This is a genomic window from Roseovarius litoreus (genome assembly GCF_900142765.1).
Lineage (GTDB): Bacteria > Pseudomonadota > Alphaproteobacteria > Rhodobacterales > Rhodobacteraceae > Roseovarius > Roseovarius litoreus.
The window spans coordinates 442,199-468,679 of the sequence record NZ_FRCB01000003.1; the positions used below are offsets into that span (position 1 = coordinate 442,199).

The 26,481-nt window shown below is 62.7% G+C and carries 21 protein-coding genes and 1 pseudogene; 15 read left to right on the forward strand and 7 right to left on the reverse strand.

The window, feature by feature from the left end; translation table 11 throughout:
- The first annotated feature begins 19 nt into the window (after nt 1-19).
- Together F3H35_RS08460 and F3H35_RS08465 are read left to right on the forward strand one after the other, a co-directional pair.
- Complete coding sequence (locus F3H35_RS08460; protein ID WP_149779165.1) at nt 20-1,024, forward strand: TAXI family TRAP transporter solute-binding subunit; 1,005 nt, start codon at nt 20-22, stop codon at nt 1,022-1,024.
- Between the two features lie 94 nt (nt 1,025-1,118).
- The gene (locus F3H35_RS08465) at nt 1,119-3,152 is read left to right on the forward strand and encodes a TRAP transporter permease (protein ID WP_149779167.1); all 2,034 of its coding nucleotides are present in this window, start codon (nt 1,119-1,121) and stop codon (nt 3,150-3,152) included.
- A gap of 29 nt (nt 3,153-3,181) precedes the next feature.
- Here F3H35_RS08465 and F3H35_RS08470 read toward each other — a convergent pair whose 3' ends face one another.
- The gene (locus tag F3H35_RS08470) at nt 3,182-6,409 is read right to left on the reverse strand and encodes a Hint domain-containing protein (RefSeq protein WP_149779169.1); all 3,228 of its coding nucleotides are present in this window, start codon (nt 6,407-6,409) and stop codon (nt 3,182-3,184) included.
- Nucleotides 6,410-7,552: 1,143 nt separating this feature from the next.
- On the opposite strand from F3H35_RS08470, the gene F3H35_RS08475 reads away from it, so the two are divergent.
- Both F3H35_RS08475 and F3H35_RS08480 read left to right on the forward strand, forming a co-directional pair.
- Complete coding sequence (locus F3H35_RS08475) at nt 7,553-8,197, forward strand: LuxR C-terminal-related transcriptional regulator (protein WP_149779170.1); 645 nt, start codon at nt 7,553-7,555, stop codon at nt 8,195-8,197.
- On the forward strand, nt 8,194-10,005 hold the full coding sequence (locus F3H35_RS08480; protein ID WP_188129923.1) for a sensor histidine kinase: 1,812 nt from the start codon (nt 8,194-8,196) through the stop codon (nt 10,003-10,005). The genes F3H35_RS08475 and F3H35_RS08480 overlap by 4 nt, the downstream gene beginning before the upstream one ends.
- A gap of 45 nt (nt 10,006-10,050) precedes the next feature.
- Here F3H35_RS08480 and F3H35_RS19015 read toward each other — a convergent pair whose 3' ends face one another.
- Both F3H35_RS19015 and F3H35_RS19020 read right to left on the reverse strand, forming a co-directional pair.
- The gene (locus F3H35_RS19015) at nt 10,051-10,557 is read right to left on the reverse strand and encodes a sodium:calcium antiporter (RefSeq protein ID WP_223228358.1); all 507 of its coding nucleotides are present in this window, start codon (nt 10,555-10,557) and stop codon (nt 10,051-10,053) included.
- A gap of 77 nt (nt 10,558-10,634) precedes the next feature.
- A pseudogene (locus F3H35_RS19020) lies at nt 10,635-11,030 on the reverse strand (sodium:calcium antiporter); the annotation flags it as partial.
- 180 nt (nt 11,031-11,210) lie between these two features.
- Between F3H35_RS19020 and F3H35_RS08490 the strand changes: the two are divergent.
- Nucleotides 11,211-11,831, forward strand: coding sequence for an exopolysaccharide biosynthesis protein (locus F3H35_RS08490; RefSeq protein ID WP_149779173.1), 621 nt, complete (start codon nt 11,211-11,213; stop codon nt 11,829-11,831).
- An 81-nt stretch (nt 11,832-11,912) separates the two neighbouring features.
- Nucleotides 11,913-12,212: a hypothetical protein gene (locus F3H35_RS08495; protein WP_223228359.1), complete on the forward strand. Its 300-nt coding sequence runs from the start codon at nt 11,913-11,915 to the stop codon at nt 12,210-12,212.
- A 130-nt stretch (nt 12,213-12,342) separates the two neighbouring features.
- On the opposite strand, the gene F3H35_RS19120 is transcribed toward F3H35_RS08495, so the two are convergent.
- Nucleotides 12,343-15,762 (reverse strand): Hint domain-containing protein, encoded by a 3,420-nt coding sequence (locus F3H35_RS19120; RefSeq protein WP_149779175.1) that lies wholly within the window; start codon nt 15,760-15,762, stop codon nt 12,343-12,345.
- Between the two features lie 395 nt (nt 15,763-16,157).
- A complete protein-coding gene (locus F3H35_RS08505) occupies nt 16,158-16,871 on the reverse strand; it encodes a GntR family transcriptional regulator (protein WP_149779176.1) in 714 nt (237 codons plus the stop codon).
- A 288-nt stretch (nt 16,872-17,159) separates the two neighbouring features.
- Between F3H35_RS08505 and F3H35_RS08510 the strand changes: the two genes are divergently transcribed.
- The 7 genes from F3H35_RS08510 to F3H35_RS08535 all read left to right on the forward strand — a co-directional run bounded on the left by F3H35_RS08510 (nt 17,160) and on the right by F3H35_RS08535 (nt 23,367).
- Nucleotides 17,160-18,809 (forward strand): ABC transporter substrate-binding protein, encoded by a 1,650-nt coding sequence (locus tag F3H35_RS08510; protein ID WP_149779177.1) that lies wholly within the window; start codon nt 17,160-17,162, stop codon nt 18,807-18,809.
- Nucleotides 18,810-18,876: 67 nt separating this feature from the next.
- Nucleotides 18,877-19,830 (forward strand): ABC transporter permease, encoded by a 954-nt coding sequence (locus F3H35_RS08515; RefSeq protein WP_149779178.1) that lies wholly within the window; start codon nt 18,877-18,879, stop codon nt 19,828-19,830.
- A 3-nt stretch (nt 19,831-19,833) separates the two neighbouring features.
- On the forward strand, nt 19,834-20,721 hold the full coding sequence (locus F3H35_RS08520) for an ABC transporter permease (protein ID WP_149779179.1): 888 nt from the start codon (nt 19,834-19,836) through the stop codon (nt 20,719-20,721).
- The gene (locus tag F3H35_RS19125) at nt 20,718-21,230 is read left to right on the forward strand and encodes an ATP-binding cassette domain-containing protein (protein WP_262975124.1); all 513 of its coding nucleotides are present in this window, start codon (nt 20,718-20,720) and stop codon (nt 21,228-21,230) included. Before F3H35_RS08520 ends, F3H35_RS19125 begins: the two co-directional genes overlap by 4 nt.
- Entirely contained in the window at nt 21,231-21,692 is a 462-nt protein-coding gene (locus F3H35_RS19130) for an oligopeptide/dipeptide ABC transporter ATP-binding protein (protein ID WP_262975125.1), read from the forward strand.
- Nucleotides 21,689-22,708 carry an ABC transporter ATP-binding protein gene (locus F3H35_RS08530; RefSeq protein WP_149779180.1) on the forward strand — a complete coding sequence of 340 codons (1,020 nt, stop codon included), beginning with the start codon at nt 21,689-21,691 and terminating at the stop codon, nt 22,706-22,708. Before F3H35_RS19130 ends, F3H35_RS08530 begins: the two co-directional genes overlap by 4 nt.
- Nucleotides 22,705-23,367, forward strand: coding sequence for an aspartate/glutamate racemase family protein (locus tag F3H35_RS08535; RefSeq protein WP_149779181.1), 663 nt, complete (start codon nt 22,705-22,707; stop codon nt 23,365-23,367). Before F3H35_RS08530 ends, F3H35_RS08535 begins: the two co-directional genes overlap by 4 nt.
- Before the next feature lie 43 nt (nt 23,368-23,410).
- Here the strand turns inward: F3H35_RS08535 and F3H35_RS08540 are convergent, their stop codons facing one another.
- Entirely contained in the window at nt 23,411-23,908 is a 498-nt protein-coding gene (locus F3H35_RS08540; protein WP_149779182.1) for an ureidoglycolate lyase, read from the reverse strand.
- Nucleotides 23,909-24,123: 215 nt separating this feature from the next.
- Between F3H35_RS08540 and puuE the strand changes: the two genes are divergently transcribed.
- Both puuE and F3H35_RS08550 read left to right on the forward strand, forming a co-directional pair.
- Nucleotides 24,124-25,365, forward strand: coding sequence for an allantoinase PuuE (gene puuE, locus F3H35_RS08545; RefSeq protein ID WP_149779183.1), 1,242 nt, complete (start codon nt 24,124-24,126; stop codon nt 25,363-25,365).
- A gap of 9 nt (nt 25,366-25,374) precedes the next feature.
- Nucleotides 25,375-26,184, forward strand: a complete 810-nt coding sequence (locus tag F3H35_RS08550) for a bifunctional allantoicase/(S)-ureidoglycine aminohydrolase (RefSeq protein ID WP_149779185.1) — start codon at nt 25,375-25,377, stop codon at nt 26,182-26,184.
- 141 nt (nt 26,185-26,325) lie between these two features.
- Here the strand turns inward: F3H35_RS08550 and F3H35_RS08555 are convergent.
- A partial coding sequence (locus F3H35_RS08555; RefSeq protein WP_188129924.1) for a carboxymuconolactone decarboxylase family protein occupies nt 26,326-26,481 on the reverse strand: 156 nt, incomplete at its 5' end.

Consider the following 26,481-nt stretch of genomic DNA (forward strand, 5'->3'; position numbering starts at 1 on the left):
GGAGAACCCAGTGAATACTATGGTAAAAATCGCACGGACATTTGTCGCGGGGGCCGTTCTGAGCCTTGGTCTGGCAGGTGCGTCTGTTGCACAGGAGTTGAAGTTCTTCACCATCGGTACCGGTGGAACGGCGTATACCTATTATCCGGTCGGCGGCGTGATCGCCAATGCCATCTCGAAACCGCCCGGATCGCGCCCCTGCGAAGAGGGCGGCAGCTGTGGTGTGGACGGTCTGATCGCGTCGGCGGTGTCGTCGCGCGGGTCGGTCGACAACATCAATGCCATCGTCTCGGGCTTGCGCAATTCGGGCTTTGCCCAGTCGGACGTGGCCTATTGGGCCTATACCGGCACCGGCACGATGGAGGGCCAGCCCCCCGCCGAGAACCTGCGCACGATCGCGGCGCTCTTCGAAGAGCATATCCACCTTGTCGCCAAGGCCGACAGCGGGATCAACAGTGTCGCCGATCTGGCGGGCAAGCGCGTGTCGCTGGATGAGCCGGGCTCGGGCACCTATGTCGATGCGCTGCTGATCCTCGAGGCCAACGGTCTGGGCGTCGACAATCTCACCGCTGAGGCGCTGAAGGGTAATGCGGCCTCCGATGCGCTGCGCAACGGGCGGATCGACGCGTTTTTCGTGGTGGCGGGTTATCCGACAGGATCGCTGGTCGAGCTGGCCTCGGCAGAGGATATCAAGCTTGTTCCGATCGATGGAGCGGGTGCCGCGGCGCTGACCGACAAATACGGCTTCTTCGCGCAGAGCGAGATCCCCGCGGGCACCTATGAGGGTGTCGATACGACGCCGACCGTGGCGGTCGGGGCGCAGTGGTTCACCTCGGCGGAAGAGGATGACGAGCTGATCTACCAGATCACCAAGGCGCTTTGGAACGACAACTCGCGCAAGCTGCTGGATGTGGGCCACGCCAAGGGCAAGACGATCACGCCCGATACCGCCCTGAGCGGCGTCGGCGTTCCGCTGCACGCAGGCGCAGAGCGCTTCTATCGTGAGGCCGGCCTGCTGGAATAAGCCGTCACACGGCACGTTCCCGACCCGGTCGCCCAAGGGCGGCCGGGTTTTGTCTTTGATATCGCGATGACCTCAAGCCCTGACGGACCCGACCATGTCTCAGTATGATCCCGACCATGAATTGACGCCCGAAGAGCTTCACGAGATCGAGCGCAAATTCGATCCCGAACTGGCCTTCAGACCCACGGGGAAGGTCATCGGGATCGTCATCAGCGCCGTGCTTGTGGCGATGTCGGTCTATCATTTCTACGCGTCGGGCTTTGCGTTGGTGCGCGAGTTGCTGCATCGCGGGATCCATTTGTCTTTCGTGCTGGGGCTGGTGTTCCTGCTGTTTGCATGGCGCAGATCGCTGAGCACTGATCTGCCGAAACCGGCATGGTACAGGATCAACGGGGTGCCCGTCGTGGATATCCTGCTGGCCTGTCTGGCGGTGGGGGCGTCGCTTTACCTGCCGCTGCTGCCGCCCGAGATCGTATCGGTGCGGGTTGGCAATCCGTCGTCCTTCGATGTGGTGATGGGCACGGCCCTGCTGCTGCTGACGCTCGAGGCCACGCGGCGCTCGGTCGGCTCGACGCTGCCTCTGATCGCGCTGGTCTTCGTGGCCTTCGCGCTTTTCGGGCCATGGGCGCCGGGGGCGCTCAAGCATGGGGGGGTGGCCTGGGAGGGGCTGATCAACCATCTCTACATGACCAATCAGGGGATCTATGGCATCGCCATCGGGGTGATGGCGCAATATGTATTCCTGTTCATCCTGTTCGGCGTGCTGGCCACGCGGATCGGGCTGGGGCAGCTGTTCATCGATCTGGCCATGGTGGTGGCGGGGCGCTATGCGGGCGGACCGGCCAAGGTGGCGATCTTCTCGTCGGCCTTCATGGGCACCATATCCGGCTCGAGCATCGCCAACACGGTGACGACCGGAGCGCTGACCATCCCGGCGATGAAAAAGGTGGGATATCCGCCGCATTTCTCGGGCGCGGTCGAGGCGACTTCGTCCACCGGGGGTCAGATCACGCCGCCCATCCTGGGGGCTGCAGCCTTCATCATGGTGGAATACCTGGAAATTCCGCTGCGCGATGTTCTGGCAGCCGCGCTCTTCCCGGCCTTGCTGCATTATTTCGGCATCTTCATCATGGTGCATCTGGAGGCCCGCAAGCTGGGCCTGCGCGGGCTGAGGGCGGATGAGCTGCCCAAGATGGGGATCGTGCTGCGCCAGCATTGGCTGTCGGTCATTCCGCTGATCGTTCTGGTCTACATGATCCTGAGCGGCAAGACCCCGGATTTCGCGGCGGTCTATGGCATCATCGCCTGTGTCGTGATCGGGTTTCTGAACCCGGTCAACCGGCTGACCCTGCATGATCTGTGGACGGCGCTGGCGGATGGCGCGCGCAACACGCTGGCCGTGGGGGCGGCGGCGGCGACGGTCGGCATCGTCGTGGGTGTCGTCACGCTGACCGGTGTGGGCTTCAGGCTGGGCTATGTGGTGGTGCAGACGGCGACCGATATCGGCAATATCGCCGGGAGCGTCTGGCCGCTGAGCTTGTTCACGATCGGTCAGTGGACGCTGTTCTTTTCGCTGATCCTGATTGCGGTGGCCTGCATCATCATGGGCGCGGGCATCCCGACCACGGCCACTTATATCATCCTTGTGGCGGTGGCGGCCCCGGCGCTTGGCCTGCTGCAGGTGGAGCCGATCGTCGCGCATTTCTTCGTGTTCTATTACGGCGTGCTGGCCGATATCACGCCGCCCGTGGCCCTTGCGGCCTATGCGGCGGCGGGGATCGCGGGGGCCAACCCGTTCAAGACCGGAAACACCGCGTTCCGGCTGGGCATCGCAAAGGCGCTGGTGCCGTTCGTCTTCGTCTATTCCCCGGCGCTGTTGATCGTCACGGACGGGTTCACCTGGGCTGCGTTCACGGTGACGCTGGCGGGGGCGATGATCGGGATTGCCGGGCTCGGCGTGGCGTTCTCGGGCTTTTTTCTGACGCATATGTCGCGGCTGGAGCGGTGGTGGGTCGGGCTGGTGTCGCTGCTGTTCATCGCGCCGGGCCTGACCACGATGGCGGTGGGCCTTCTGCTATGGGCGCCGGTTGTCTTCGTTCAGATGACGAAACGCGCCAAGTCCGTGTAGCCGCTGGCATCCAAACGGCAGCCAGGCGGTCAGACCCGGTTTTCCAGGGGCATCTTGCCGTTCATCGACAGGCGTTCGGCCAATTTGAGACCACGGCGCACGGGGATCAGGGGCCGCGCGGGCAGGGGCGCGCCGTAGGTGTCCGGATCGGCCAGTTCGGGGAACAGCGTGAAGATTTCCTCGCGCGCGGCGGCAGATACGGACTTGAGCGCCTCGGGGCCGGTGAACAGCGACTCGGTCGGGGCACCTTCGGAGAAGATCACCTGATGGCGGTCGAACAGGATATGCCAGTATTCGACACCATCCGGGGCCTCGTCGATCTCGACGCCATGCAGCGCCACAAGCGCCTTGGCTGGCACCAGCACCTCGTCGGTCTGGAACATGCGGCGCGTCACCTTGGAGCGCACGAGCACCCGGTGCTGAGGTGAGACCACCAGATCGCGGACCGGCAAGTTCGGGCTCAGCGCACCTGCGCGAATGCGGATCGGCCGGAGCTTGGGATTGGCGGCCAGTTCCGCCCCGCTGAGCTTGCGCGAGCCGATCCAGCGAATGGGCTGATAGCCGTCATCCATCGTGATGGCACGATCCGAGGTGGTCAGCTCTTCGACGGGAACTTCGCCGCGGTCGGTCGCGATCAAGGTGCCGCGCGTGAAGCAGACGACGAAATTCTCGATCTCGGAGAAATTGATGGTGACGAGGTCGCCATTGGCGTCGAAATAGGTGGCTGTGCCGCTTTCGCTGGCAGGATCGTCGCCGGTATAGGTGATGTCCACCGGACCCAGCCCGGTCAGGACAAGGGTGTCGCCTGCGGTCTCGGCGCCTTCGCCGCCGGTGATGGTGATGGTGCCGGGGCCATCGGTGATCGATTGATCGATGGTGAAAATGTCGTCGCCGTCGCCGCCCGAGACGGTGTCATTGGCCGACACGATCAGGCTGTCGTTACCGGCGCCGCCGAACAACTGGTCGGCGCCCGCGGCACCGTCGAGCGTGTCATTGCCCGCTTCGCCGCGCATCAGATCGTCGCCGTCCTCGCCGAGCAGCGTGTCCTCGCCGTCGCCGGCGAGCAACTGGTCATTGCCCGCGCCGCCGAACATCAGGTCGTCTTCGGTGCCGCCGCGCAGGTCGTCGGCGCCCTCGCCGCCGATCAGCGTGTCATTGCCGGCGCCGCCATCGATGAAGTCAACGCCGGTACCGCCGTCGATGCTGTCGATGCCGTCGCCGCCTCGCAGATCGTCATTGCCGGTGCCGCCGGTAACCGTGTCATCCCCTGACCCGGCATCGATGAAATCATTGCCCGAGCCACCATCGACGATATCGTTGCCGCCGCCTGCGCGGATGTCATCGTTGCCGCCATTGCCGAGGATCGTATCGGCCCCTTCGGTGATCACTTCGCCGTCGACGTCGGTGAAACCAACCGGCATGAACTGACCGGCTTCGGTGCCGTCGACCGCATCGGTCAGGATCAGTTCGATGCCTTCGAAGGTCAGGGTTTCTCCCGTGGAGAAGGTCACGACACCGCGCGCAGCTCCGGGATCGTTCGGGTCGTCTTCTTTTTCGATCTGCACCACATCGGCGCCGCGCAAATCGAGCGTGTCGAGGTCCGTTGTCCCTTCGGCGCCGCCGAAGACCACATCGCCCGCCGCATCGGCGGTGGGATCGTCGGTCGTGACGAACTGGTTGTCCGCGGTGAAGAAATCATTGCCAAGGCCGCCATCGAGCGTATCCGCCCCGGCACCGCCGACCAGCGTGTCGCTGCCTGCGCCACCCTGGACAAGGTCGTTGCCGTTGTCGCCCGCGACGAAATCCGCACCGTCGCCGCCATCGAGCGTATCGTTGCCGTCCTGGCCGCCCATGAAGTCGTCACCGACGCCGCCGAACATCTGGTCGCCGTCGCCGCCGCCAAGCATGTTGTCATTGCCGGCTTCACCGCGCATGACGTCGACGCCATCGCCGCCGCGCAGCGTGTCGTCACCGTCACCGGCGAGCAGCTGGTCGTTGCCTGTGCCGCCGAAGAGCGCGTCGTTTTCGGTGCCGCCGCGCAGATCGTCGTTGCCCTCGCCGCCGAAGATGACATCGTTGCCCGCGCCGCCGTCGATGAACTCGTTGCCCACGCCGCCATCGAGACGATCATTCCCGCCGCCACCGCGCAGGTCGTCATTGCCTTCGTTGCCGAACACGGTATCGTCCCCGGTTCCGGCATCGACGAAGTCATTGTCTTCGCCGCCATAGACGAGGTCATTGCCGCCGCCTGCGCGGATGTCGTCAGCGCCGCCATTGCCAAAGACCGTGTCAGCACCTTCGGTGATCGCGTCGCCATCGCCATCGGCAAAGCCCACGGGCATGAATTGGCCTGTATCGGCACCATCGACATTATCGGTCAGGATCGTCTCGATCCCTTCGAAGGTGAGAGTCGACCCGTTCTGGAAGGTGACGATCCCGCGGGTTGCGCCTTCGTCGTTGGGGTCGATTTCCTGTTCGATGGTGACATTGCCCGCGCCGCGCAGGTCGAGGATATCATTGTCGAGCGCGCCCTCGGCGCCGCCGAACACCACGTCACCGCCACCATCGGTGGCCGGAGCCTCATCGGTCCGAAACGGGTTGTCGAAGGTAATGACATCATTGCCGGCGCCGCCGAAAATCGTGTCGGCGCCAAAGCCCCCCACCAGCGTGTCATCGCCAACACCGCCCGAGAGTTCGTCATCGTCTTCGTCGCCATAGAGCGCGTCGTTGCCGTCGCCGCCGAAAACGGTGTCGTTGCCGATGCCCGCACCGACGAAATCGTTGCCTGCGCCCGCATCGATCAGATCGACATTGCCATCGGCCCCGTCGCGCGCGTCACCCTGAGCGTCAACGAAGCCCGCGCTGATCGTGGCGTCGCCGGCTGTGCCATCAACCACGTAGTTGCCATAAACGGCGTCGATGTCGAACAGGTCCTGAGTGTCCGTGACCGTTACGAGCGGGGTGATCCCGGTGTTGGGGTCTGCGTCACTGTCGCTCTGGAAACTGCCGACATCGGCCTGAGCCAGGCGCAGACCATCGGCGGTGGTCGGAAACGCCACCCGGTACTGGCCGGCGGCAAGACCCGTGAACGTATATAATCCGAAGGCGTCAGTGGTGGTTGTCGCAATGACGTTGCCGCCGGAATCCAGAAGCTGGACGGTCTGTCCGAGGATCCCCGCCTCAAAGCCGCCGCTGCCATCGGCTTCGGTCTTGTCGAGATTGCTGTCAGAGACGATGCGGCCATTGATTGTCGCCATGTCAGATCTCCCCGCGCAAGGACGGGCGCACCGCTGTCGTCAGGCCAAGCAGGGCCAGGGCGCGGGCATGAGCCAGCCTGTGTGCGGCCGAGAGCCGTGACAGGGACGCGTGGCGGGAATTGTCCGGGAGACTGCCTTTGCCGGGCGCACAGCTACGCAGGCGCCAATGGCACCGATTTTGGCCTTGACAGACGAGTTCCGTATCGCACGTTGCGAACGCCATACCATTCCTCCGAAGGCGCCGGACAGCCCTTCACAGAGCTGCAACGGTCACCTGCACACAACATTTAGCGTTTGCTTCAGGCAGTCCGGATCGGGCCGGCGGCCTGTCGCCACATCACACCAAATGGATGCTCCCAAGTGCTTCGATAGTCCATCCAAGGGGTTTCGATTTTCGAAAGACCAAGCCGGATGTAGCTAAATTCAAGGGAGATTTCAGCGCGATTCAGAGGGCCTATGCAAAAGTAGTATGATAGTTTAAATATATGTTTTTAAGTGATAAAAAGTGATGCCTTGGTGGCTTTGAAGGCGCAGGTGCCATGCGGGGCAAAACATGTCAAATTTGAGATGTGGCGCGAACGACACGGCGTTCCGACGGGTCGAAATTCCGTCATCACAATCCGGCCGCACTCCCAACATTCGAGTGATTTCCTGTGGTCACAATTGGCCGGATCGCACCAATATGTTGACACAAAATGGACACCATCCGAATCACTTGCCCTGTGGCAGGTCCGGGTCTGTCGGGGGTACCGGGATGGGAGTTCGGACGTCGCGGGGCGCGCATCGGCGTATCTGGATCCCGCCCATATCCCACCCATGCGCATCGTGAGGCACGCCATTGGTATCGACCTCGGCCTCGGGTCCGGTTGTGGGTCCGGCTGCGCCTGTCATCTGCGATGCAGGTGGGACGAAGGTGACGAGAAGCCCGGCAAACTACCAATACACTGCAATTTGCTTGACCTCAGCCGCGCCACTCACTTGCGGCATCCGTTAAAATAAACTGCTATTGAAATACCTGATCTCACCTTCGTCCCACATGAACCTTAGAATCATGATTTCCTTGAAGGAATGTGTGGATTCACACATATGAGAAATGAGCGGCTTATTTAGAGTGATTTGGGTAGTGGTGTGCAAGAGTTGTCCGTGACCGACCATTCCGTTCTTATTATCGAGGATCGGGCCGATATCGTCGCCCGTCTGAGCGATGCGATCAACGTGACGGACGGGCTGACCCTTGTGGGCTGTGCCTCGACGCTGGATCATGGGCTCAACCTGCTGTTCGATCTCAAGCCGCGTATCCTGCTGGTGGATATCGGATTGCCCGACGGGTCGGGGATCGAGGCTGTGCGCGCCTGCGCCGCCGCCGATTGGCAGGTCGATGCGGTGGTCGTGTCGATTTTCGGGGACGAGGCCCGCGTTCTGGAGGCGATTCAGGCGGGCGCGAAGGGATATCTTCTCAAGGGCGCTGATCTGGGCCAGATCGGGACCGATATCCTGTCCGTTCTGGACGGTGGCAGCCCGATCAGCCCCGGTATCGCCCGGCACCTTCTGGCGGTGGTCAAGGATGGGGGCACGAGCTCTGTGGAACCGGGTTTGTCCCCCCTGACCGAGCGCGAGGCCGAGATTTTGCAGGCGGTGGCAAGGGGATACAAGCGGCACGAGATCGCGCAGCAATTGGGCATCAGTGCCGGGACGGTGGGCAATCACATCACGTCGATCTATCGCAAGCTCGAGGTCAGCACCAATATGGAAGCCGTGGCGCGGGCGTCGAAGAAAGGCTTCCTGTGATCCGGTGGAGCATTGGCGCCCTTGTCGGCGTGGGGCTGTTGGTTGCCGTGTTGCTGTCCATCTTGTTCGCGCTGAACTTCGGCAAGATCCGCGACATTCCGGGTGCGGTGATGGTTAAGCAGGTGATGCTGTGCGACGGACCGGCCTGTGCCAGCGCTGACATGGTGGATCTGCCGTTTTCGTCGCCCATCCGTTTTGATCCCGAGCCCACGACCCTGCATATGCGCGTCACGCTTGAGCAGGCGGCACCGGCCGAAGGTGTGAACGCGGTTTATTTTCCCAAGCTGGCCGATAATGTCGATGTGCGCGTCAATGGACTGCTTCTCCACCCCAACACGCTGCCGTATCGGTTGTGGAACACACCCCTTTTGGTGACTGTGCCGGGGCTTTTGGTGGCGGCAGGAGAGGTACAGATCGAGCTGGCCCTGTACGGTATGCCGTCCGAGGGGCTGGATCTTCATCCGTTCTTCTATGGGCCGAAGGACATTCTGCAGCCATACGAGGCGTTGCGGTCCTTCTTCAGTCAGGGGCTGGCGAGGTTCGCACTTGGGTTGATGTGTATCCTGGCGGTGGCGTTGCTGGTGGTGTGGATGTTCCGGCGCAAGGATCACGAGTATCTGTGGCTGGGGCTGTCCTGTGCCACCGCGATGATCACGCTTGTGCATTTCGGCTATGGGGTGGTGTCCGCAGAATACCGGATCTGGACCCTGTCCTGGATCTTGTCTCCGGCACTTTATACGCTGTTTTTGTTGAAATTCCTGTTTCGCTTTCTGGGCTTCGCATCGCGTTGGCCAGAGCGGACAATTGCCGTCGCGCTGATACTCTATGTCAGTTTGGTCCTCGTGCTTCCGCTGGAATATACGTTTGCGGTGTCGATGTGGGGCAATGTGCTGATCACCGTGCCTGCGGCGTATTTCGGTCTGTTGGTGATCTGGTGCAATCGGCGCCTGATGACCCCGCTGGATTTCGGAGTTTTCTTTCCCTGCCTGAATATTTCAACAGTCATGGGCGCTTATGAGCTTTACATGATGCTGCATGAGGCTCCGACGCGGACCATGCATCTGTTTCATTTCATGCCGCTTGTGATGTCGCTGGCGGGTATCTGGCTGATCCTGTCGCGGCTGATCCATTCCTTGCGCGACTACGAGGATCTTACGGCTTCGCTCAATAATCGCATCATCGAGAAATCCGCCGAGCTGGAGGCCAGTTTTGCCGAACTGGCGGAAATCCGGCAGCGCGAGGCGATTGCAGCAGAACGCGGCCGCATCATGCTGGACCTGCATGACGGGATCGGGGGGCAGCTTGTCAGCACGCTGTCCTATATGCGCCGCAATGACGTGGGCGATGACAAATGCCGTCTTGCGCTGGAGGATGCGCTGCGCGATCTGGCGCTGATGCTGGACAGCATGGAGAACCACGACAGTCTGGTGACCCTTCTGGGGATGCTGCGCACCCGGCTGGAGGGCTTGCTGAGCGAGAATGGCATCGAATTCGACTGGCAGGTGCAAGGCGAACCGCGGCCGCGTAACACTGGGCCGTCGCAGGCCCTGAACCTGTCGCGGATCGTGCAGGAGGCCATTACAAACGTCATCAAGCATGCGCAGGCGGATACGATCACGATTTACGTGGACGAAAACAGGATCCGGATTTCCGACAATGGCGTGGGTTTCGTGGCGGACGATCCGGGGATCGCCGAAAACCCGTCGCACGGGTTGGCCAACATGAAGCGCCGCAGCCAGTTGCTTGGGGCGCGGTTCTCTATTTCAAGCTCGCCCAAGGGCACGGATGTCATGCTTGACTTCGCATGATCGCAAGCCGTTTGTCGTGATCGGGCGATTGGCTCGTGGTCGCGATCACATGCCGCTCGAAAAAAGAAACGCCATGTATCCTGCATAGAGGGCAAGCATTAGGGCGCCCCAGATCCGCCCGATCGATTTGGTCGCGAAAAGCAGTGCCAGCAGCAGGATGCTGGCCGCAAGCATGACCGGCGCATCGATATCGCGGAACCGGGCCGTGACTTCGATGGGTTGAATGACAACCGTAACCCCAAGAACTGCAAGGATATTAAAGATATTCGAGCCGATGACATTGCCCAGAACGACATCTGAATGACGGCGGATGGCGGCGACGATGGCGGTGGCAAGCTCGGGCAGGGATGTGCCGATCGCAACCAGCGACAGGCCGATGACCGCGTCCGGAACGCCGACATCGCGGGCGATGTTGACCGCCCCCTCGACCAGCAGATCGGCCCCGAACACCAGCGCCGCGATACCGCCCAGTGCAAGAACGGGCGGCAGCCATGGGCGCGAGAGGGGGATATCCTCGAATTCTGCGGCCTCGTGCTGGAATGTCCTGGCCAACGGTCCTGCCGTTCCAGCCAGTAGCTTGCAAAAAGATAGCCCGCCAGAACCACCAGCATCGCGATGCCCTGGGTCTGGGTGATGACGGCGGCTTGCATCAGCCCAAGGGCGACAAGCGACACGAGGGTTGCGATCAGTGCCTCGCGCAGCGCCGTGCGGTCCCACCCGATGATCGGAGCGATCAGCGCCGCTAGGCCGATGATGAGCAGGATGTTGGCGATGTTCGAGCCGACGACATTGCCGAGGGCGATCTCCGACGCGCCGTCGAGAGCCGCATTGACCGATACCAACAGTTCCGGTGTCGAGGTGCCGAAGCCGACAATAACCAGCCCGATCAAGAGCTTGGAGATACCCATGCGTTCCGCCAAGGCGACCGAGCCACGCACCAGAGCCTCGCCGCCGACAAACAAAAGGCCAAGGCCACCGGCCACGAGAAGGAGATCGTCAAGCATGCAAGTTCCGGTTCGCTGCATATCGGCAGTGATGTTCAAACGCCGCACCGGTGCACGTAAGATGAAGGTTGGCGAAAATAAACACGGCCATCAGAAATTTGTCGCAAGGCGCTGGTAATAGGGCGATCTGACCAAGCACGTTTGGGTTGCAATTGGACGCGTGGAGCATGATATCCCGGCCAGGACCTTGAAAGGGAACACATGCAGCGCGGGGATGGAAGAAAACGCAGGCCTTCGCTGTCGCTGCCGATCCTGCGGACATCGCGGAGTCAGCATCTGGCGGGGACGCTGACGCTTGGGAATCTGCTGTCGGAGCTTGGGGAGGCGTCGTTCGGATGGGCGATCGTTGTGTTTTCTTTGCTGACACTTTTGCCGCTTCCGCCGGGGGCCACGCTGATTACGGCGCTGCCGCTGCTGGTCACGACGGGGCAAATGATGCTGGGATATCCGCATGTTAAGCTGCCCGGGCGACTGGCGCGGCTGACCATCGAGCAAGCGAAACTTCGGCGCACGGTGTTGCGTCTGAGGCCGGTGACGCGGCGGTTGGAGAGGGTGCTGACGCCGCGCTACTCGGCGCTTTTTGCGCGGCGCAATGAGCGGCCGATGGGGCTTTTGCTGTTCGTGATCGCCTTTGCTTTGTTTCTGCCCTTGCCGCTAAGTGGTTGGTTTCCCGCGATTTCCTTGTTTGTTGTGGGGGTTGGGCTGGTGGAGCGGGATGGGCTGATCAGCATGTTGGGGCTTGTGCTGGGTGTGGCCTCGGTGATGCTGACGGCGGTGATCCTGATTTCGATTGTTATTGAGGCGGATGCGATGCTTCATTGATGTGACGCTTTAGCTTCGCCAGATAAATATCTTTGTAATATAGGGAAAATGAGATGCCCTATGGGGAGTGAGGTGGGGGTCATGTCCGGGATTCGCGCCCTTTGGCGAGGGGATTTATCGCTGTCCGAGGCGTTCTGGACCTGGGCGCTGATGCTGGGACTTGCTGTCAATGCTGTCACAAGTCTAGCATTCATGGCGTTGATTTCATTTGATTATCCAATCCCGGCATTGCTTGTCGGCTATGGGATTTCATTGCCTTACAACATGGTTGCGGTGGTGGGGGTCTGGCGCGCGGCGGCGCGATATGAGGGGCCGACGCTGCATGCGGATCTGGCGCGCGGGGGGACGGTGGCCCTGATGGCGATATTGAGTGTCACCTGACGGGCGCGCGGGTGCGGGATGTGTAGGGTTCGTACCAATCCTACGCGGGTTTCGTACAAAATCGGGGGCTGCCCGGCGCATTTGTGTCCCTTTGGTACGCAACTGCCCGAGCGGGCGCCGAAAGACACACTCAGCCGAACGCGCAGAGCGCCGGCATTTTGAGACCGGCATCGGCCAGTGTGCGGTCGATCCAGCTGACCTGTTCGCGGTGGACACGTTTTCTTGCGGCGCGGGTCTTGAGGAGCGGACGGGCCAATGTGAAACTCTCCAGTGAGCCGGCGGTCGCCTTGAGCAGACAGTGCCGCAGCGAGCGCCGGTTTTCGGCGGACAGTGCGCGCAGCGCCATGCGTCCGGGAAAGAAGCTTTCGCAGGGCAGGCCATTGGCGACGATCACCTCATGTGCTGCGAACATGATGTGGTGATAGGTGACTTTGCGGCATCCGTCCATCTGACGCACGCCGGGCAGGCCTGAAAGGGCAATGGCGGGGGCGAAAACGCCGGAGTGATGATCGGTGTCGGGCAGCAGGATGCGATGCTGCGGGGATACCTTGAGATCGGTCGCGGGCAGACCGTGGCCCAAAGCGCCCGCCTTGATGAGGATCGGCTTGTCGGAATGAGGCGAGGCATCCCAGGACATTTTTGTATGCGAGGCCCAGACCAGGGGGCGGAAGCCGTGGTCAATGGTGCGGACCAGATCGCCCGCCGCCAGCTTTTCGACCGGCACGAGACCGCGCGGCGTTTCGATCAGCGTGCCATCGGCAAAGCAGATCACGCCGGTATTGTCGGCGTTGAAAAACGTGGGCGAGGGGGAGGCCCCGGTAAAGACGAGGCCTTCGTTGCCGGGGATGCCATCGGTGTCGAAGCGGGTGTTGTCCGAATAATCGACCGCGTTGCCCTGGGTGTCGGTGGTGTTCGACTGGTTCAGGATGCCGTCATCTGCCTGGTCTTCCCAGAGTTCGAACAGGTGGTCGTAAAAGCCGGACAGGTCGATGAAATCATTGTTGGTGCTATCCCCGTCATTGATGGGGCCGGTATTGCCGGTGTTGAAATCCGAGATCGTGTCGAGCCCATCGCCCGGCGTGTAGATGAACAGGTCAGCGCCTGCGCCGCCGGTCAGGCTGTCATTGCCCGTGCCGCCGCTGATCGTGTCGGTGCCCTGGCCGCCGGTGATGGTATCGGCGCCCGCGCGCCCCGAGAGCTCTACCCCGACCAGATCGCCGGAGGCGTTGATCGTGTCGGACCCTGACGAGCCTTCGATGGCTTCGATGCTTGAAAAGATGCCCTGATCGGGATTGGCGTCGAGATCGGTATGGGTGCCGGAGGCGGTGCCGGTGAAGAGCACGTTCAACGGGTCATCGGCGCTGGCGGCCGAGAGGGTATCGGTGCCGCTGCCGCCGTCGATGGTGCTGTCGCCGAAGCCGACATTGAACAGGTCGTCGCCCGCGCCGCCCGACAGCGTGTTGTTGCCGTTGCCTTCGGTCAGGGTGTCGTTGCCATCGCCGGTGTCGATGTCGATATCGTCGGTGATGAAATTGCCGTTGAAGATATCGCCCTGATCGGTGAAGACGATCTCTTCTATCTCGCTGAAACTGGCGGACTCCGCTCCGAGGATCGCGGTGCCGCTTTCGCCGCCCGTCAGGGTGACGGTGATGCCGCTGCCGGTGATGCCGGAGGCGTCGAGCACGTCCACGTCGAGGCCGTCGGTATCTTCGCCGCCGAAAATGACATCGTCGCCGAAGGCATTGGACAGCAGGATGCGGTCGCTGCCGCCGCCTGCGAAGATCTGGTCGTCGCCGGTGCCGCCATCAAGGGTGTCATTGCCGTCGTTTGTATTGTCCGGCTGGCTGGTCACGCTGACGGTGATGTTGTCGATCACCAGATCGCTGTTCACGACGCCGGTGGAGGAGGGGTTCGAGAAACGCAGGGTCGTGGCGGTGCCGGTCGCGGTGAAATCAATCGTGATCGTCTGGCTGGTGCCGTTGGCGACAACGACCGTCTGGGTGCCGAGCACCAGCCCGCTTGCGTCGATGATATCGACCACGAGGGTGTGAGAGGCAACGGCGGGGCCGAATTCGGCGGCATCGACCGAAAGCTGGTAATCAACGCCTGCCTGGGTGGTGATGGTCTGTTGGGCGACGCCGCCGGTGACGGTGTTGGCGGCATTGAAGGCCAGAAACTCGTTATAGACAAAGGTGCTGCCACCGCCGCTGATCGTCCAGCCAGCGGTCGTGTTCGTGGCGAAATCGCCGTTGACCACATCGGGATCGGTGAAGGGGGCGGTGTCGCCGAAAAGGGTGTCGTTGCCATCGCCGCCCAGGACGGAATCGTTGCCGCCCCCGCCAAAGAGGGCGTCGTCGCCCGCGCCACCATCGAGCGTGTCGTTGCCGTCGATATCATCGCCGGGCAGGGCGGTGACGGTCACGTTGTCGATCTGCAGATCGGTGGAGTTGGTGCCGGTGGAGGTCGGGTTCGTGAAGCGCAGGGTCGTGGTGCCGGTGGTCGCGGTGAAATCGACGGTGATCGTCTGGCTGGTGGCGTTCTGGATCACGGCCGTCTGGGTGCCGATCACCTGACCGGCGCTGTCGAGCACCTCGACCACGAGCGTGTGGTTCGCGGTTCCACCACCGACTTCGAACGCATCGACCGAAAGCTGGAAGCTCAGGCCGGGCTGGGTGACGACGGTCTGCTGGACCACGCCGCCGAAGCCGGTGTTGTTGGCGTTGAAGGCCATTGCCTGAGAATAGACAAAGGTGTTGCCGCCGCCGCTGATCGTCCAGCCTGCGTTGGTATTGGTGCCGAAATCGCCGTTGGAGACGCTGACGGTGGAGCGCCCGGCATTGTCGCCGTAAACGGTGTCGTTGCCGGTGCCGCCAAGAAGGGAATCGTTGCCGCTGTTGCCCGAGAGGATGTCACTGTCCGCGCCGCCATCGACGAGATCGTTGCCCGCGCCGGCAAAGATCGTGTCCGCGCCGGCATTGCCGAAGATGACGTCATTGCCGGCGCCGATGATGTCGCCGTCGGTGTCGGTGTAGCCCGGCGCCATCTCTTCGCCGCTGGCCGCGCCGTCGACGGGTTCGGCGAAGTCGGTGGCGAGCCGGTCGGTTGCCGGCTCGACCGTGTTGGAGATCAGGCTGTCGAGGGTCAGGGACTGGATCGGGCCGGCTTCGAGGATGGCTTGTTGACCGGTGGCGCCGTTCACCGGGGGGAACAGGAAAAGATCGCCGGTGGTGGCCTGCGCCAGCGTCACCTCGAGCGTGGCGGTGGTGCCGTCGGCATAGGTGAGGGTGGCCAGATAGGTGGCGGCGCCGTCGATCGTGAAGGTGGTGCCGTCGACCGAGAACTGGTCGTTGACGGTGTTGTTGTCGGTGTCGTACTGCGTCGCGCCGAAGACCAGGGCGAGGGAGCCGACCGCGTTGAAGAGGGGTGATCCCGCGCTGCCATAGGTCGTGCCGACCAGGGCGGCTGCCGCGTCCGAGATGTTGTCCGATTCTGTCGTGTCGATCTCGGTCGGGCTGATTCCCAGAGAGATGACTTCAAAACTCGTCGCCATTGCCTACTGCCCACTCATACTCAATGCCGGACGGGTCAAGCGATCTTAATGCGCCGCTCTTTCATGTCGCTGCGGGATGAGCCCGGTCTGGCCTCTGCCGCGTCACGTTCCCGGTTTCCGGATAGTCACCCCGTATCATGGGGTTTTCTTCTCGAATTGAAAACAATGTCGCAGGAAAATGTGGTGACATTGTGGCGAGGTCTGAAAATAGTAAAGTCGAAGAGGGGAGGGGCAACCAGAGCGTGTGGGGTGGCGCCTTGAGTGCAAAACAGGGAGACTTCGGGCTGGGCATACTCAAAGCCTGGGGTCCGCGCGATCGGTGAAGGCCGCGCGCAACGATGGAACGGAGCACTGCGTGTCGCGAAAATCCGTGCCTCGGTTTTTCGCGAAACGCCTTATTGGCTCAGCATGTCCTTGAGCGTGAGATTTGAGGTGTCGGTCACGTCGAAACGCAGGGCGGAGTGCAGTTCGACAAGATGGCTGCGCATCAGCTCTTCGGCCTCGTCGGCATCGTTGCGTTCGATCGCGTCGATAAGGGCGTTGTGACAGCTCTCGTCGCAGCGCGTGCTGGAGCGGGTCCAGTAGAGCGCGATGATGAGAGACGAGCGGGACACGAGGTTTTCGATCATCCCGGCGATGGTGCGCTGATTGGCGATCTGAGCGATCATCACGTGAAAGCGTCCCGATAGCCGCAGGGCACGGCCCGATTCATTGCGGCTCATGGCGTCGTGTTCCTCCTGCGCGTGACGGCGCAGGGCGCGGATGTCGGACCGGTTGGCATGGAGCGCCGCCTCGCGGGCGGAGCGCGGTTCAAGCAATTCGCGTGCCTCGAACACCTCACGCGCCTCGCGGGGGGAGGGGTTGGCGACGCTGGCACCGCGATTCGGGCGCAGTGTCACCAGGTGGGAATGCGCAAGCGCCTGCAGCCCGCTGCGCACGATGGTGCGCGACACGCCGTAGAATTCGGCCAGATCGGTTTCCGCCAGACGGGTGCCGGGGGGCAGGCGCTGTTCGAGAATGGCCTGTTCGACGCCTGTATAGACGGGGTTTTGCACAAAGTCGGCTTCGATTCTGCTGGCGAAGTCCGCTTCTTGTTGCGTCATGCTCATGGGGTGCCCGTTGACGGTTGTATACAGTTTATATCTCCCTTTGTGGCCTTTTTGAATTCAATTGTCATCCCCTGTTTCATACCTGCGGGTTGGGCGCCATTTCACGCCTTGTAAACAGGCATTTCACATCGTGATTGAACAAAAAAAGTGCATCTGTGAACTTTTTTAATTGAAAACGTATACAATCCTGTAATCATTTGTCGACGTGGCGGGGCGGCATCTCATTGTCGCGTCAGGGACACGGCCAATGACTGCGGCTTGGTCCGGACGTTCAACAGGAGTTATGACATGAGGACTATCTTGTACCGATCCTCTGCGATCGCATTGACGGCAGCCGTTCTGGCGGCTGGACCGGTCTGGGCCGAAAAGACCCTGACAATCGGCATGACGGCGGCGGATATCCCGCGCACATCGGGCCAGCCCGATCAGGGCTTCGAGGGCAACCGGTTCACCGGCATCCCGATGTATGACGCGCTGACGCATTGGGATCTGTCGTCGGAAACCAAGGCGAGCGGCATCGTGCCGGGCCTTGCGACGGCTTGGGAAGTGAACCCCGATGACACCACGAAATGGACCTTCACCCTTCGCGAGGGCGTGACGTTCCATGATGGCTCGCCGTTCAATGCCGATGCGGTGGTTTGGAACGTGCAGAAGGTGCTGGATGAAGCTGCGCCGCATTTCGCCCCGGATCAGGTGGGCGCCACGAAGTCGCGGATGCCGACCCTGGCCTCGGCGCGGGCAATCGACGAGCTGACGGTCGAGCTGACCACGACGCAGCCCGACAGCTTCCTGCCGCTGAATATGACGATGCTGTTCATGGCCTCACCGACCCATTGGCAGGCGCTGTATGACGCCGTGGATGCGGCGATCACCGATCCCAAGGAGCGCGCGGCCGCGGCCTGGACCGCGTTTGCGTTCGATCCGTCGGGCACGGGTCCGTTCGAGGGCGATCTTTTCGTTCCGCGCGAGCGCTTCGAGATGGTGAAGAACGAGAATTACTGGGACCCGGCGCGCACGCCCACGATCGACCGCGTGGTTCTGGTGCCGTTGCCCGATGCCAATGCCCGCACCGCGGCGCTGCTGTCGGGGCAGGTGGACTGGATCGAGGCCCCAGCCCCGGATGCGATCCCGCGTATCCAGAGCGAAGGCAACGTGATCTATTCGAACCCGCAGCCGCATGTCTGGCCGTGGCAGTTGTCGTTCCACGAAGGCTCGCCCTGGTTGGACAAGCGCGTGCGTCACGCAGCCAACCTCTGTGTGAACCGCGAGGAGCTTCAGGTTCTGCTGGGCGGCTACATGGGTATTCCCAAGGGCTCGGTCGAGCCGGGACATCCGTGGTGGGGCAACCCGTCCTTCGACATCCGCTACGATCCCGACGCCGCACGTGCGCTGATGACTGAAGCGGGCTTCTCGGCAGAGAACCCGATCAAGGTGAAGGTGCAGACATCGGCTTCCGGTTCCGGTCAGATGCAGCCGGTCACGATGAACGAATACGTGCAGCAGGGCCTGCGAGACTGCTTCTTCGATGTCGAACTGGACGTGATCGAATGGAACACGCTCTTCACCAACTGGCGCAAGGGCGCTGCAGATGAAAGCGCGCGCGGTGCGCATGCGATCAACGTGTCCTTCGCGACGATGGACCCGTTCTTTGCCATGGTGCGCTTCGTCTCGACCGGGACCTTCCCGCCGGTGTCCAACAACTGGGGTCTGTTCGGCAATGACGAGTTCGACGCGCTGATCGCGGATGCGCGGACGTCGTTTGCGGATGCGGATCGGGATGCGGCGCTGGCGCGTCTGCATACGCGGATCGTGGAAGAGGCGCCGTTCGTCTGGATCGCCCATGATGTCGGCCCGCGTGCCATGTCGCCCAAGGTCGGCAATGTGGTCCAGCCGAAGAACTGGTTCATCGATATCGCGCCGATGACCATCGAAGAGTGATCCCTTGCACCCATCGGGGTCGTCCCTGCAAACGGGACGGCCCCCTTTTTGACAGGCTGACTTGCCCATGATTTCGTTCATCCTGCGCCGCGTCGTCTATACCGTGCCGATCATGCTTGGCGTATCGCTGGTGTGTTTCGCGCTGGTCCATATCTCGCCCGGTGATCCGCTGGTGTCGATCCTGCCGCCGGATGCGTCGGTGGAGTTGCAGGAACAGATGATGGCGATCTACGGCTTCGACCGGTCCTACCCTGAGCAGTTCATGCGCTGGCTGGGGCTGGCGGTTCAGGGCGATCTGGGTAATTCGATCGCCACCGGGCGGCCTGTGGCGACGGAAGTGTTCAACGCGGTCGGCAATACGCTGATCCTGGCTGTGACGGCGACGATCATCGGGTTCACGCTGGGTGGGCTGTTCGGCTTCGTTGCGGGCTATTTCCGGGACAGTTGGATCGACAAGCTGGCCACCGGGATTTCGGTGATCGGCGTGTCGGTGCCGCATTACTGGCTGGGCATGGTGATGGTCATCATCTTTTCGGTCGAGCTGCGCTGGCTGCCGGCGACGGGCGCGGGGCCGGGCGGGTCGAGCCAATGGGTCTGGGACTGGGAGCACATGCAGTATCTGATCCTGCCGGCGATCACCATGTCGGTGATCCCCATGGGGATCGTGGCGCGCACGGTGCGCGCGCTGGTGGCCGATATCCTGCACCAGGAGTTCGTCTCGGGGCTGCGGGCCAAGGGTTTGCTGGATCGCGGCGTGCTCGCGCATGTCATCAAGAACGCGGCGCCCACGGCGCTGGCGGTGATGGGGTTGCAGCTGGGCTATCTGCTGGGCGGGTCGATCCTGATCGAGACGGTGTTTTCGTGGCCGGGCACGGGGTTCTTGCTGGGGCAGGCCATTTTCCAGCGTGATCTGCCGCTGCTGCAGGGCACGATCCTGGTGCTGGCGATGTTCTTCGTGATCCTCAACCTGTTGGTGGATGTGGCGCAGACCGCGCTTGATCCGCGCTTGCAAAGGGGCTGAGCCATGGCCATGACCGCAGAGAGCATCACGCAGCTTGCAACTGTCGAGAAATCACGAGGCTATTGGCGCTCGGTCGGCGCCCGGTTCCTGCGCGACAAGGTCGCGGTCTGTGCCGGGCTTGTCGCGGCGGGGCTGATCCTGATGGCGATCTTCGCGCCTTGGATCGCGCCGGCAGATCCTTTGGATGGCAGCATGATCAAGCGCCTGTCGCCCATCGGGACCGAAGGCTATCCGCTGGGCGCCGACGAGTTGGGGCGCGACATGCTGAGCCGGCTGATCTATGGCGCGCGCCTGTCGCTGTTCATGGGGGTGGTGCCGGTGCTGATCGCGTTTGCCATCGGTGGCGCCATCGGTGTCGCCGCCGGGTATCTGGGGGGCTGGGTCAACACGATCACGATGCGCGTTCTGGATGTGCTTTATGCGTTTCCGTCGGTCCTTCTGGCGATCGCGATTTCGGGGGCGTTGGGCGCGGGTATTCTCAATGGGCTCTTGTCGCTTACGGTCGTGTTCATTCCACCGATCGCGCGTGTGGCGGAAAGCGTAACCACGTCGGTGCGCAAGCTGGAATATATCGAGGCGGCGCAGGCCAGTGGCGCATCGAGCCTGCGGATCGTGCGCGATCACGTGCTGGGCAATGTGCTGGGGCCGATCTTCGTCTATGCCACGAGCCTCATCTCGGTGTCGATGATCCTTGCGGCGGGCCTGTCGTTCCTGGGGCTGGGCGTCAGCCCGCCGAATGCGGAATGGGGCCTGATGCTGAACACGCTGCGCAACGCGATCTATGTGCAGCCGTGGCTGGCGGCGCTGCCGGGTGTGATGATCTTTCTGACCTCGATCTCGTTCAACATGCTCAGCGATGGGTTGAGATCCGCCATGGATGTGAAGCAATGAAGCCCCCGATCCTGTCCGCCCACAACCTCGTCAAGCATTTCAACGCCGGCGGTTTCGGCGCGGGCCGCAAGGTGGTGCGCGCGGTCGATGACGTGAGTTTCGAACTGGCCCATGGCGAGACGCTGGGTGTCGTCGGAGAAAGCGGCTGCGGCAAGTCCACGACCGCGCGTCTGCTGGTGCAGCTTCTGACACCCGATAGCGGCGCGGTGCGGTATGACGGCAAGGTGGTTGGCCCGGAAATGCCGCTCAAGGCGTTTCGCAGCAAGGTGCAGATGGTGTTTCAGGACAGTTTCGCATCGCTGAACCCACGCATGACGATGATCGACGCGGTGGCCTTCGGGCCGTCGGTGCATGGTGTGCCCAAGGCCGAGGCGCGGCGCAAGGCGCAGACCCTTCTGGAGCGGGTCGGGCTGGATCCGGCGCGCTTTGGCGGGCGGTATGCGCATGAATTGTCGGGCGGGCAGCGTCAGCGGGTCAATATCGCGCGCGCGCTGGCCTTTGATCCGTAAGTGATCGTGCTGGACGAGGCGGTGTCGGCGCTTGACAAATCCGTCGAGGCACAGGTGCTGAACCTGCTGATGGATTTGCGGCGCGAGCGCGGTCTGACCTATGTGTTCATCAGTCATGACCTGAATGTGGTGCGGCACATCTCGGATCGGGTGATGGTCATGTATCTGGGGGAGGTGGCCGAAATCGGACCGGCGGAGCGTCTCTATACTGCGCCGCGCCACCCCTATACCGAAGCGCTTCTGGCGGCGATGCCGTCGCTCGATCCGGACCGGCGGACGCTGGAGGCGCCGCTTGCGGGCGATCCGCCCAACCCGATCGATCCGCCACCGGGCTGTCGGTTCCATACGCGCTGCGCGCGTGCCTTCGGGCCTTGCTCTGGCAAGGTGCCCGCACTGCATAATCTGGGCGGAGGGCATCGGGCGGCCTGTCATCTGAATTCCACAAAGGAGCATGCCGCATGACGCCGCAGCCTTGCCCGAGCGAAACGCCTCTTGTGAAGGTGCGCGATCTTTGCGTGCGGTTTTCGGGGACCCCGCCGGTACATGCCGTCAATTCGGTCAGCTTCGATCTGGCGGCAGGAGAGGTGCTGGGCATTTTGGGCGAAAGCGGATCGGGCAAGAGCGTGACGCTCAAGACCCTGCTGCGCCTCTTGCCGGAACGCAAGACCACCATAAGCGGCACGGTCGAGGTGGAGGGCCGGGATATCCTGTCTTTGCAGGGGCGCGCGCTGGCCGATCACCGTGGGGGCGTGGCGTCGATGATCTTCCAGGATCCGGCCCTTGCGTTGGATCCGGTCTACACGATCGGGCAGCAGATTGCCGAGACCGTGATCCGGCACGAGGGCGTCACCAGACGCGACGCCATGGCGCGTGCGCTCGAGATGCTCGAGCTGGTCCGGATCCCGTCGGCCAAGCGGCGGTTGGACAATTATCCTCACGAGATGTCCGGCGGCATGCGGCAGCGCGCGATGATTGCGCTGGCGCTGGCGTGCAGACCCAAGTTGCTGCTGGCGGATGAGCCGACAACGGCGCTGGATGCCACGGTGCAGATCCAGATCCTGCTGCTGTTGCGCGAGTTGCAACAGGAAATGGGCATGGGGGTGATTTTCGTGACCCATGATATCGGTGTGGCGGTCGAGGTGTCGGACCGGCTGGCCGTGATGTATGCAGGGAGCTTTGTCGAAACGGGATCGGTTGCGGATATCATCCGTGATGCAAGGCACCCCTATTCGAAGGGGCTTTTGGCGGCCAATCTTGTCGGTGCGGTGCCGGGGACGCGGCTGGATGCGGTGCCCGGCGCGCCGCCGCCATTGAACGCCCTGCCGGAAGGCTGTTCCTTTGCGCCGCGCTGTGCCCATGCGGAACCCGCCTGCGGACTGAGCCCGCTGCCTGTCTGGACGGGTGGGGGCGGGCGTTGGGCCAGATGCGTTCAGGCCAGCCGCGCCGAGGCGTTGGCCGATTCCGGAGCCCGCGCATGAGCACGCGGACCACACCGAGGATCGCCATCCTCAATCCCAATTCGACGCAGCGCATGACGGATGAAATGGTCACATCGGCGCGCTCTGCGATCGCAGACATGGCCGAGGTGATCGGTCTGACCAACCGTCAGGGTCCGGCGTCCATACAAGGCCCGGAAGATGCGGAGCGGTGCCTCGAGGGGTTGTTCGCCGTGGTCGAGGAGGCCCGCGCCATGGGGGCGGATGCCATTGTCATCGGGTGCTTCGACGATACCGGCCTTGCCACGTTGCGGGCGACAGCCGGTGTGCCGGTGATCGGCATGGGCGAGGCGGGATGCCTTGCCGGCAGCCTTGCGGCGAGATCCTTTGCCGTGGTGACCAGTCTGGATGTCGCGGTGCCGGTGATCACAGAGAATATCCGTGTCATGCGCCTGGAAAATCGCTGCGCCGGGGTGCATGCGTCGGGGGTGCCCGTGTTGGAGCTGAACGAGGGGGCGGACAGTATCCGCCGTGTCCAGGAGGCGGTGGACCGCATGGCGGATCTGCATCCCGGGTGCAGCATCGTGCTGGGATGCGGTGGCATGACGACGCTTGCGCACAAGCTCCGGGCGCCGGGGACGTCGCGCGTGATCGATCCGGTGGTCGCGGCTGCGCATATGTGCCTTGCCGCGCTGGCGTGAGACGGTGACCGGGGCGGTGAGGTTGAAGGATGCGCGGCGCGGCTCAGTCGGGGGCCGCCGTCACGATATAGGGGCGATCAAGAGGGTGTTCCTCGAGGTTGGCACCGCTGCCGATACGGTCGATCACCGCAAAGAGGCCCGGTGCTTCGAAGGGGGCCAGAACACCATGCCAGACACCGCGATGCAGGTTCACGCATTGACCGGGAGCGGTGAAAAATGCCTGCGCCGCACCCGGCATGCCGCCTGCGTCGGGCGCCACGATGACCAGAAAGCGCGTCGGGGTGATCGGGATGAACGCCTGACTTCCATCGGGATGACGTTCGAGCAGGTCGACGGTGTAGGGCAGGTGCCGCGCCTTGGCGTCAAACAGGCTGATCCCGGCGCGACCGTCGGAAAAATCGAGCTTTGCAAGGTCGGTATACCGGTCGCACATGCCCTGATTGATGATCTTGTCGGGTGCGCGCTGTGTGTCGATGACGTCTCCGAAGGAGTGAAACGCTTCGGCCGTGAGAGGGGCTGCTGTCAGAATGCGGTCGGTCATGGTGTCACGTCCCTTGCGTGTCGTGCCGCGTGCCGGTCGCGGGCAGCCTTGGTGGTGGCCCGGATCTTTGCGCAGGATCGCGGTCGGGGTGAAGATAGCACCGGGGAGCGATGTCAGACAGGGGGTTTCGGGAGGCAACGCCTGTCTCGTGACGGCACGCGGGCGGAAGGCCGCAGGCGGCGCGGTGGGACAGTGCGGCCAGTCGTGGAGGGGATATGAGCTATTCGAGAAATCTGCGTGGCTATGGGCCGACACCGCCTGATGCCGGATGGCCCGGAGGCGCACGCATCGCGGTGCAGTTCGTGCTGAATTACGAAGAGGGCGGAGAGAATTGCCTGTTGCACGGCGATGCGGCCTCGGAGGGGTTCCTGTCGGATATTCCGGGTGCTGTGGCGTGGCCGGGGCAGCGTCACTGGAACATGGAATCGATCTATGAATATGGTGCCAGGGCGGGGTTCTGGCGGTTGCACCGGCTGTTCACGGGGGCGGGCATTCCGGTGACGATCTACGGCGTCGCCTCGGCGTTGGCGCGCAGCCCCGAGCAGGTCGAGGCCATGCTGGATGCCGGGTGGGAGATCGCCAGCCATGGTTTGAAATGGATCGAGCACAAGGACATGTCCGAAGCCGAGGAACGCGCCGCGATCGCCGAGGCGATCCGTCTGCATACTGAGGTGGTGGGCACGCGCCCGCGCGGCTGGTACACCGGGCGGTGCAGCATGAATACCGTCAGGCTGGTGGCCGAGGAGGGCGGGTTCGCCTATGTTTCGGACAGCTACGATGATGACCTGCCGCATTGGGTGCGGATTGGAGAGCGCGAGCAACTGATCATTCCCTACACGCTGGAGGCCAATGACATGCGCTTTGCCGGAGCGCCGGGCTATGTCACGGGCGAACAGTTTTTCCAGTATCTCAAGGACAGTTTCGACGTGCTCTACGCCGAGGGGCAGGCGGGCGCGGCCAAGATGTTGAGTATCGGCCTGCATTGCCGTCTGATCGGCCGCCCCGGCAAGCTTGCAGGGTTGCAGCGGTTCATCGCTTATATTCAGGGATTTGAGGGGGTCTGGTGCCCAAGGCGCATCGATATCGCCGAGCATTGGCAGCGGCTTCATCCGCCGGTGAGAGGCGTGCAGGTCAGTGGCTTGTCCGATGCGGAGTTCATGGCGCGTTTCGCACAGGTGTTCGGCAATCTGGACTGGGTGGTCGAACGGGCGGTGCAGCTTGAACGCGGACCGGCGCATGATTGTGCCGCAGGTTTGCACAGCCTGTTGTGCCGCGTGTTTCGTCGGGCGTCGCCCGATGAACAGCGGGCGGTTGCCGAGAGGTTCGCGTCGCTTGGCCATGATCTGGATACCACGCGCGCGCCGGATGATCTACGCTGCGCGGTCGAGGCAATCGCACGACAACGGCTTGCCGCCCTGCTGAAGGGCTTGCCCCAATCCGAACGATCACAGTCCTGAGGATCCGATATGTATTACGCGCCCAAGGGCGGCTTGCCGCCACAGACCAGTCTGTTGACCGACCGTGCCATGTTCACCGAAGCCTATGCGGTGATCCCGAAAGGCACCTATTCCGATATCGTGACCAGCCTTTTGCCCTTCTGGGAGGGGGCGCGGTTCTGGGTGCTGGCGCGGCCCTTGTCGGGCTTTGCCGAGACGTTCTCGCAATATATCGCCGAGGTCAAACCCGGCGGTGGCAGCACCCGGCCGGAAACGGAAACCGGCATCGAGGCAGTGCTCTTCGTCGTCGAGGGGGCGCTGGTGTTGACTGTCGATGGTGTCCCCCATGAGATGGAGACGGGGGGCTATGCCTATATCCCGCCCGGCGCGGATTGGACGCTGCGCAACGCCTCGGCGGAGGATGTGCGGTTTCACTGGATCCGCAAGGCCTATCAGGCCGTTGCGGGGCTGGATGTGCCCGATCTGGTGGTGACCAACGAGCGCGATATCGCGCCATTGGCCATGCCCGATACGAACGGGGTCTGGGCCACGACCCGATTTGTCGACCCGCAGGACATGCGCCATGACATGCATGTCACGATCGTGACGTTCCAACCCGGTGGCGTGATTCCGTTTGCCGAGACGCATGTGATGGAACACGGCCTTTATGTGCTGGAGGGCAAGGCGGTCTACAGGCTCAATCAGGATTGGGTCGAGGTCGAGGCCGGAGACTTCATGTGGTTGCGGGCGTTCTGCCCACAAGCCTGTTATGCCGGCGGGCCGGGGCCGTTTCGCTATCTGCTGTACAAGGATGTGAACCGGCACATGCCGATGCGATGAGCCGGATCAGGCCAGCGCCGCGACTGCTGACGCGTATGGGCCGCAGAGGTAACTCATGCCGCTATTGTGCGCAAAACGGTGCTCATCACGGTCGCTAGTTGCCGCCCTGTGGCTGGTGGTTCCTGGCTTGGGGCGGATGTTCTATGCGGGCGGCTCGGACAGCACCTTGCGCGCTATACGAAAGCACTCGAGCGCCTGGGGTACGCCACAGTAGATGCCGATCACGTGAATGATCGCGCGGATTTCGTCCTGGGTGACGCCGTTGTTGAGGGCGCCGCGGCAGTGTGTTTCCCACTC